This is a genomic window from Methylobacterium sp. J-092 (genome assembly GCF_022829325.1).
Classification (GTDB): domain Bacteria; phylum Pseudomonadota; class Alphaproteobacteria; order Rhizobiales; family Beijerinckiaceae; genus Methylobacterium.
This window is the reverse complement of the sequence record NZ_JAKSXU010000169.1, coordinates 20,803-28,440: the sequence shown is the minus strand read 5'-3', so window position 1 is coordinate 28,440 and position 7,638 is coordinate 20,803. Positions and strand designations below refer to the sequence as shown.

At 70.4% G+C, this 7,638-nt stretch carries 8 protein-coding genes and 1 pseudogene; all 9 read right to left on the bottom strand.

Features of this window, described 5'->3' with window-relative positions:
* A pseudogene (locus tag MKK60_RS20165) lies at positions 1-175 on the bottom strand (type I secretion system permease/ATPase); the annotation flags it as partial.
* A gap of 256 nt (positions 176-431) precedes the next feature.
* Positions 432-1,550, bottom strand: coding sequence for a photosynthetic reaction center cytochrome PufC (gene pufC / locus MKK60_RS20160; RefSeq protein WP_243938562.1), 1,119 nt, complete (start codon positions 1,548-1,550; stop codon positions 432-434).
* Positions 1,547-2,527, bottom strand: coding sequence for a photosynthetic reaction center subunit M (gene pufM, locus MKK60_RS20155; protein WP_147729316.1), 981 nt, complete (start codon positions 2,525-2,527; stop codon positions 1,547-1,549). Before pufM ends, pufC begins: the two co-directional genes overlap by 4 nt.
* A gap of 98 nt (positions 2,528-2,625) precedes the next feature.
* The gene (gene pufL, locus MKK60_RS20150) at positions 2,626-3,450 is read right to left on the bottom strand and encodes a photosynthetic reaction center subunit L (protein WP_147729315.1); all 825 of its coding nucleotides are present in this window, start codon (positions 3,448-3,450) and stop codon (positions 2,626-2,628) included.
* Between the two features lie 196 nt (positions 3,451-3,646).
* Positions 3,647-3,829, bottom strand: a complete 183-nt coding sequence (gene pufA, locus MKK60_RS20145) for a light-harvesting antenna LH1, alpha subunit (RefSeq protein WP_243948681.1) — start codon at positions 3,827-3,829, stop codon at positions 3,647-3,649.
* An 11-nt stretch (positions 3,830-3,840) separates the two neighbouring features.
* Entirely contained in the window at positions 3,841-4,074 is a 234-nt protein-coding gene (gene pufB / locus MKK60_RS20140; RefSeq protein ID WP_147730005.1) for a light-harvesting antenna LH1, beta subunit, read from the bottom strand.
* Positions 4,075-4,238: 164 nt separating this feature from the next.
* Positions 4,239-4,454: a hypothetical protein gene (locus tag MKK60_RS20135; protein WP_147730004.1), complete on the bottom strand. Its 216-nt coding sequence runs from the start codon at positions 4,452-4,454 to the stop codon at positions 4,239-4,241.
* A 125-nt stretch (positions 4,455-4,579) separates the two neighbouring features.
* A complete protein-coding gene (gene bchZ / locus MKK60_RS20130; protein ID WP_243988338.1) occupies positions 4,580-6,046 on the bottom strand; it encodes a chlorophyllide a reductase subunit Z in 1,467 nt (488 codons plus the stop codon).
* Positions 6,046-7,638, bottom strand: coding sequence for a chlorophyllide a reductase subunit Y (bchY, locus tag MKK60_RS20125; protein ID WP_243988337.1), 1,593 nt, complete (start codon positions 7,636-7,638; stop codon positions 6,046-6,048). Before bchY ends, bchZ begins: the two co-directional genes overlap by 1 nt.

Here is a 7,638-nt window from a genome sequence, read left to right as displayed (position 1 = left end):
TCAGCGTCGGCACCGAACGGCTCGGGATCACCCGGTCGTAGACCTCCAGCATGAAGAACGAGCCGGTGAGGTACAGCACGTTCACCACGCCGCTCATCACCGCGACGCCGGCGAACGCCGTCCGGCAGGACGCCAGGGCCGAGCCGAGCTCTCCGGGATCCCGCGCACGCATCATGTTCCTGCCCCCCCGGCATGCATTCGTTCACTGTGTGCTTGCAACCGTACGTGTATAATACGCGAATGGTGTTTCCTGTCTGTATACGCGCCGGCGATTTCTGAAAAGTGGCGGTATTCACCGAGATGCGCGTCCGATGTGCAAAGGTCGCGCCGCGCCTCCCGTCGCCTCCCGCAACGAGAACGGCCGCCGGACGGGGGTCCGGCGGCCGTTTCGGGATCGGGACGTTCGACCGGGGCTCGCCCGGCCGGGGTCGTCAGGGTTTCGGCGCGGGCGCCGGCATCGCCGGATCCGGCGTCGCCGCGGGCTGGGCCGGCACGCCGGCCGGCATGTCCGCCGAGGCGACGGGCCCGGCGAGCTCGGGATAAGCCTCGACCACGTGGGCGCCGTTGAGCGGCTTGTTGGCGCCGTTGTGGCAGGTGGCGCAGTTCATCTTCGGCACGTCGCCGAGCGGGCCGTGGCGGTTCGGCGGCAGCGTCTCGGAGAGCGGCAGCATGTAGTCCTCGTTCAGGTCGCGGACCATGCGGATGCCGTGCCAGGCGGCGACGCGGTTGGGCGTGCTCGTGCTCCAATCCGCCACCGAGCGGGTGTTGTGGCAGAAGGTGCAGTTCACGCCGAGCGACTGCGCCATGCTGATCATGATCGCGAAGGTCTTCTCCGCGTCCTGGATCGGCTTGCCCTTGGTCTCCGGCAGGGCCGAGGTGGCGTTGACGCGGATCGCGTCCTCGGGCGTGTTCTTGTGCGCGTAGAACGCCGCGTAGACGCCGTAGGGCAGCGAGGTCAGGCCGACCTGCGGGCTGGCGACGTTCTGCCCGTTGTTGCGCGGGATGACGCCGTGCCCCGCGTTCGGGCCGGGATTCTCGAACCAGATGTTCTTCGGCACCGGCTGGCCGCGGTGGCAGGTGTAGCAGGTGACGCCGGCCTCGTGGACGTGGTTCTCCTTCCAGGTCGAGTTGATGTGCTGGACCATCTGCAGCATCCGCCTGGCGACGCGCTTCTGGTACAGGCTGTCGTCGGCCATGTTCTCGGTGTTGTGGCAATAGGTGCAGCCCTGCTCCGGGGCGACCCACTCGGTCATCGAGGCCATCAGGCGGTTGAAGTTGTCGGCCGAGAGATCGCCGAGGACCTTGACGTTCTGGTAGACCGCCGAGGCCTTGTCGCCCCCGGGCTCGGCCGGGTCGGCCGGCGCGGGCGCCTGGTTGGCCTCGATCTTGGCGGCCTTGTTCGCCCGGGTCTCGATGACGTCCATCGCAGTGCCGCGGAACCCGGTCTGCTGCTGCGCCATCGGCGGGCGGGTCCAGCCGGCGGTGCCGAGCATGGCGATCGTGAGGAACAGCGCGGCGACCGCGCCGGCGACGGCGAGCAGGGTTCTCATGGGTGCACCGAGGGGGCGACGCTGGAGGGATCGACGATCGGGCCGTAGACCTGGGGATAGGACGGCGCGACCCCGTGCTTGACCGCCCAGAGGTACCAGTTGTCGACGACGGTGCCGGTCAGCAGGATGCCGATGCCGCCGGTCAGCGTCGTCAGCACCGCGAACCACCAGGCCCAGCGGTGGACCGATTCCATCGTGGCGTTGAAGCCCATGGTCCAGCGCCAGAACAGGGCGGCGCGCTCGGTGGCGGTGCCGCGGTCGACGATCTGGTCGATCTCGCGCTCGGCGCCGTAGCGCGAGCAGGCCAGGATGGTGCCCCCGTGCATCGCGAACAGCAGCGTCGACCCGTACAGGAAGACGATCGAGAGCATGTGGAACGGGTTGTAGAACAGGTTGCCGTAGCGCAGCGAGAACGCGGCGGTCCAATCGAGGTGCGGGAAGATGCCGAACGGCACCGCCTCGCTCCACGAGCCCATCATGATCGGGCGGATGAAGCCGAGCACGAGGTAGAGCCAGATCGCCGAGGCGAAGGCCCACGGCACGTGCTTGCCCAGGCCGAGCGCCGCGGCGCGGCGGTAGAGCCGGAGCCACCACAGCAGGATCGAGGCGGTGAGGAAGAAGCCGGCGATCAGCCACCAGCCGCCTTCGTTGAGCGGCGGCAGGATCCGGAGTCCGTATTGCGGGCGCGGCGGCTCGAGGGCGAGCCAGGGCAACTGCCGCACGAACTGGATCGGGTCCCAGTTCACCGACGCCCACATGTTGAGGCCGATGATCTCGAAGGCGATCAGCCCGCAGGCGAAGGACAGCGCCCCGAGGTAGCCGATGTAGATCGGCCCGACCTGCGCGTTGCCGATCAGCCCCATCAGGTAGCTGTGGAACGGCTTGCCCCAGCGCGAATCGACGGCGACCGGGACGCCGTGCTCCGCCTCGATCGGCCGGATCTGCACCTGGGTGAGGATGTTCTGGTAGTACGCCATTGCCTGGGCCCTTTCCGGGAGCGTTCTTCAAGCGACGTGGTGGCCGTATCCGTCCCGCCCCCGGCCGCGCGACGATCGCGGCCGGGCGACTTCGCGGCTCAGCGCCAGACCGGCAGGTTCAGCCACCAGCCCCACCATTCCGGCCAGCCCTGCGTCCAGAACGGGCCGCTGATCACGATGCAGACCGCGCTCCAGAATCCCGCCGACAGGGCCAGGAACAGGCCGAGGCGGTGGATGCCGAGCGTGCCGATCGAGTAGCCGATCGTGTCGCGGAAGAAGGTGTCCTCGTGCTCGGGGCTCTTCACGGTCTCGCCCTTGGCCGGGTTCGTCGCCGAGAGGATCAGGCCGCCGTGCATCGCCAAAGCGAGCGTCGTGGTGAAGAAGAAGGTCACGGCGAGCATGTGCGCCGGATTGTAGTGGAAGTGCAGGTACTGGTAGCCGGTGTTCGACACCCAATCGAGGTGGCTGAGGATGCCGTACGGGAAGCCGTAGCCCCAGGCGCCCATCAGGAACGGGCGGACCACGACCAGGACGACGTAGGCGAAGATCGCGACCGCGAAGGCGAAGGGCACGTGGTAGCCGATGCCGAGCTTGCGGCAGATCTCGACCTCGCGCAGCGCCCAGGACGAGAACGCGCCGATGGCGCAGAACGTGATGATCTGCCAGAGGCCGCCCTCCTTCAGGGGGGCGAGCGCCAGCCCGTACTTGATGTCGGGCGGCGCGATGTTGATCTGCCAGATGTTCCAGGTCGGCCCGAGCGCCGCGCCGTAGATGATCAGCGCCGTGCCGAGCGCGCTGAAGAACAGCGTCGTGACCCCGAAGAAGCCGACGTAGAACGGCCCGACCCAGAAATCGAACAGGTCGCCGCCGACGAGGGTGCCGCCGCGGACGCGATACTTCTTCTCGAAACTCAGCATCGCCATGGCGAATAGCCTCCGGATGGGTCTGCGGCCGTCGGGCGCTCGGGCGGGCGGTCGTGCGAGCGGCCTTGCGGCAGCGCTCGGGTGTCGGGCGCAGCGGGCGGGAGGATCGGGGCTCCGGCCCGCTGCCTTCGGTGCGCGGCGTCTCGCGCGGCATGCCGGCCGGGCGGGAACCCGGCCGGCACGCCGCGGGGCCGGGTCACGCCGGGGTCGGCGCGACGATCCGGAGGGAGGCCGCCTTCGAGTCCTTGGCGCCCTCCAGCCAGTTGAACCGGCTGGTGCTGAGCAGGATGAAGTGGATCAGCAGCGCGAGGACGAAGAGAAAGGTGAACAGCGCCACCAGCGTGCGGCGGGGATCGAACAGGAGCCAGACCTTGTGCATGGTGTCCTCCCTTACGAGATCATCGAGACGAGGCCGTGGACGGCTTGGGCCCCGCCTTCGAGCATGGCGTAGCCCTTCGGCCCGGGCAGCCACGGGCGCCACATCCAGACCAGGATGTGCGCGACCACGGCGATCGCGGTGAAGATGATGAAGCTCGTCAGGAAGATCGCGTGGAACTCCTTGGCTTCGGGTTCCGTCAGCCCCGAGAGGCTGCTCGGTCGTTCGAGCGTTCCGGGATTGGCCATGGTTGAAGTACCTCCGTTTGGCTGACCGCGCGGCAGGGTCGCGCGGGGGGGAGCGCCGTGGCGGCGTTGGGTGCCACGACCGGACTTCCACCCGTTCTGCCCGGACGGAAGCGTCTCGAAGGGCTCGGCCGGCGCGAAGCGCGATCCGGCGCGGCCCGAAGGCGTCAGCCCATGAAGGCGTAGGGGATGGCCGAGACCGCCATGGCCTTGGCCTCGCCGAAGACCGAGCGGCGCTGGGCCGGGCGGCCCGGCTCGCGCGCGGGCATCACGCGCTGGGCGATCGCGGCGGCGAGGAAGAACGGGTAGGTCGCGCCGAGGATGACCTTGAACTGGACCTCCTCCTGGTGGAGCCGGGACGTCGCATCGATCGATCGGGCCATGGATGTCCTCCTGGGCGCTGGGGCCGGCGCAGGGCGCGGGCTCGGCGGGGTGCGGGCGGATTCGTCCGGCCGGAGCCGGGGCGAAGGGGTGTGGGCGGCAGGGCTCGGCAGGCTCGCGGACGCGCTCATGCGGCGACCCCGAGCTTCAGGGCGTCGTGGGCGGTCTCGACGTGCCCGGGTGCGACCTCGCCGGCGCCGTCGCGGCGGGCGCCGCGCTCGGCGGCATCGCGCAGGCGCTTGGCCATCGAGATCCGGACCAGGACCGGCTGGCGCTCGACATGCGCGTCGAGGAGCGCCCGCGCGGCCTCGTTCCACGGCAATTCGCGATGCATCCGCGCCGGCGTCGCCTCGACCGCATCCATGTCGCGGGCGAGCGGCAGGATGTGGAAGAGCATGTCGAACAGCGCGTTGCAGACTTCCTGCACGAGGTAGGTCGCGCCGGAATAGCCCATGAACGGCGTGCCGGTGTGCCGCCGGATGATCGCGCCGGGGAACGAGGCCGGCACGAACACCGCCCGGCAGCCGCTCTCGGCCGCGTACATCCGCTCGTTGAACGAGCCGAACAGCACCAGCGGCGGATTGTTCGCGATGGCCGCGCGCACGGCCGCGTTGTCGGGCTTGGCGCCGGGCTTTCGCGCGAAGGCGAAGGTGCAGGGCAGCCCCATCTCCTCCTCGAGGAAGTGGCGCACGCCGCGCGCGTAGGTATCGGTCGCGACGATGCCGAAGCTCGCGGTGCCGAAGAAGTCCTGCGTCACCGAGCGCCACAGGTCCCAGACCGGCTTGATCGTGGTGTGCTTCTCGCGCTCGATGAACGGCTCGGGATCGAGGCCGAGGATCTCGCCGAGCGAGCGCAGGAACTTGGTGGTCGAGAGCACGCCGATCGGCGCCTGCAGGTAGGGCCGCTCCAGGTCCTCGCAGAGCAGGCGCCCGAACTCGCGGTAGAGGCAGACGTTGGCGTCGGCATTGACGAGCTTGGGCACGTCGGCGAGATGCGAGCCCAGCGGGAAGACCAGGTTGATCTCGGCGCCGATCCCCTCGACCAGCCGCCGGATCTCGGCGAGGTCGGAGGGCATGTTGAAGGTGCCGTAGGCCGGCCCGATCAGGTTGACCCGCGGGCGCTCGCCCTCCTTGCGCCCGGAACGCGGCGGGATGCCCTTCTTGGCGAAGCGCTTGGCGCCGTATTCCTGCCAGAGCCAGCGCATCGCCCGGTCGGCGGTCTGCCACTGGTCCTCGTCGATGGTGCGCGGCAGGAAGCGCTGGATGTTGGTGCCCTCCGGCGTGACCCCGCCGCCGATCATCTCGGCGATCGAGCCGGTGACGACGACGCTGGGCTGGCCGGGATCGAGCACCGCATGCGCCCGCTTCATCGCGCCCTCGGTGCCGTGGCGGCCGAGCTCCTCCTCGCCGAGGCCCGTGACGACGATCGGAAGCTCGTGCGGCGGCAGCGCGTCGGTGTAGTGCAGCACCGAGGTGACCGGCAGGTTCTCGCAGCCGACGGGGCCGTCGATGATGACCTGCAGGCCCTTGATCGCCGTGAAGACGTAGACGGCACCCCAGTACCCGCCGGCGCGGTCGTGATCGAGGACGAGCATCAGGCCATCTCCCCGATAGGCGTGTTGTCCAGCAGGAGACCTTGGTCGTGCTTCTTCGGCGCGGGCGCCCGCGCCACGCTCTCGCGCAGCTGCGGCACCGCCTCCCAGACGCCGGCGGCGTGGCCGGTGCCGACGCCCTCGAAGAAGCCGCGCATCGCGTCGAAGCGGCCCTTGTTGCCGAGCGCGGCGTTGATCACCTTGGCGAGCGAGCCGGCGCCGGCGACGCCCATCAGCGGCCGTGCCGAGATCAGGTTGGTGAAGTACAGGGCCGGCGTGCCGGCCTCCTTGGCCTTCTGCACCACCGGCGTGGTGCCGACGGCGAGGTCGGGCCGGTATTCGCGCATCGCGGCGAGGTCGTCCTCGAGCGAGGCCCGGAACTTCACCTGGACGCCGCGGGCCTCGAGCCAGTCGCGGTCGGCCTCCGCCCAGGGCGTCCTCGGGCAGGCGGTGCCGACGTAGCGCAGGTCGGCGCCGCTTTCGATCAGCAGGCGCCCGACCAGCAGCTCCGAGCCCTCGTAGCCGGAGAGGGTGATGCGGCCCTGGATCGGGGCGGCGGCGAGCACGCCGCGGATCGGCGGCAGCAGGCGGTTCTTGGCGGCTTCGACCAGGCCGCGCGGGACGGCGCAGGCCTCGCCGATCCGGTCGAGCCAGTCCGCGGTGCCGTCGACGCCGACCGGCGCCGAGCCGACGATCGGCCGGCCGGCCGCCTCGAACTCGCGGATGCTCGCCGTGTAGAACGGGTGGATCGCCGCCACCGCCGCGCCGTCGAGCGCCGCGTAGAGCTCGCGCCATTCGCGGGTCGGGACCACGGGGCCGGCGGCGAGGCCGAGCGGCTCCAGCATCGCGCCGATCACCACGGGATCGGCGGGGAACATCTCGCCGAGCAGCGTCACCGTCGGGCGCTCGGAGCGGCCGGCGCGCGGCGCCTGGACCGGGCCCTGCTCGGCTTCCGTGCGCGCGAACCGCAGCATCGCGCCGGCGAGCACGTCCTTGGCCTCGGCATGGGTCGGCACCCCGAAGCCCGGCACGTCGATGCCGATGATTCGGACGCCGTCGATCTCCTTCGGCAGCAGGCGCAGCGGCACGCCCGAGGCCGTCGGCACGCAGAGGTTGATCACCACGACGGCGTCGTAATCGGCGGGCTTGGCCGTGAGGAACACCGCCTCGCGGATGTCCTCGAACAGCTTGCCGGTGACCAGCGTCTCCGAGTTGAACGGCACGTAGCCGACCGAGCGCTTGGCCCCGTAGAAGTGCGAGGTGAAGGTCAGCCCGTAGACGCAGCAGGCGGAGCCGGACAGGATCGTCGCGGTGCGCCGCATCCGCAGGCCGACCCGGAGCGAGCCGAAGGCCGGGCACATGCTCTGCGGCTGGTCGTGCGGCCCGACGGGGTAATCCTTGGCCAGCCGGTCCAGCGTCTCGCTCATGCCGGCCTCGGCGGCGGCGGCCCGCATCACGTCCTTGCCGGCATGGCAGCCGAGGCCGTCGCCCTTCGTCGCCGCGAGGTTCACGGCCGGCGCTTGCGCGGCGGCGAGCGTCGAGGCCGGGACCTCCCGGCGGGCGCGGAGCGCGGCGATGTCGAGGGTGACGGCCAT

What these genes read in the sequence shown, in the direction of transcription:
- bchZ (WP_243988338.1), bottom strand. Translation starts at nt 6,046, where the DNA reads ATGCTCGTCCTCGATCACGACCGCGCCGGCGGGTACTGGGGTGCCGTC.
- pufC (WP_243938562.1), bottom strand. Translation starts at nt 1,550, where the DNA reads ATGAGAACCCTGCTCGCCGTCGCCGGCGCGGTCGCCGCGCTGTTCCTC.
- pufA (WP_243948681.1), bottom strand. Translation starts at nt 3,829, where the DNA reads ATGCACAAGGTCTGGCTCCTGTTCGATCCCCGCCGCACGCTGGTGGCG.
- pufM (WP_147729316.1), bottom strand. Translation starts at nt 2,527, where the DNA reads ATGGCGTACTACCAGAACATCCTCACCCAGGTGCAGATCCGGCCGATC.
- bchY (WP_243988337.1), bottom strand. Translation starts at nt 7,638, where the DNA reads ATGGCCGTCACCCTCGACATCGCCGCGCTCCGCGCCCGCCGGGAGGTC.
- pufB (WP_147730005.1), bottom strand. Translation starts at nt 4,074, where the DNA reads ATGGCCAATCCCGGAACGCTCGAACGACCGAGCAGCCTCTCGGGGCTG.
- pufL (WP_147729315.1), bottom strand. Translation starts at nt 3,450, where the DNA reads ATGGCGATGCTGAGTTTCGAGAAGAAGTATCGCGTCCGCGGCGGCACC.
- MKK60_RS20135 (WP_147730004.1), bottom strand. Translation starts at nt 4,454, where the DNA reads ATGGCCCGATCGATCGATGCGACGTCCCGGCTCCACCAGGAGGAGGTC.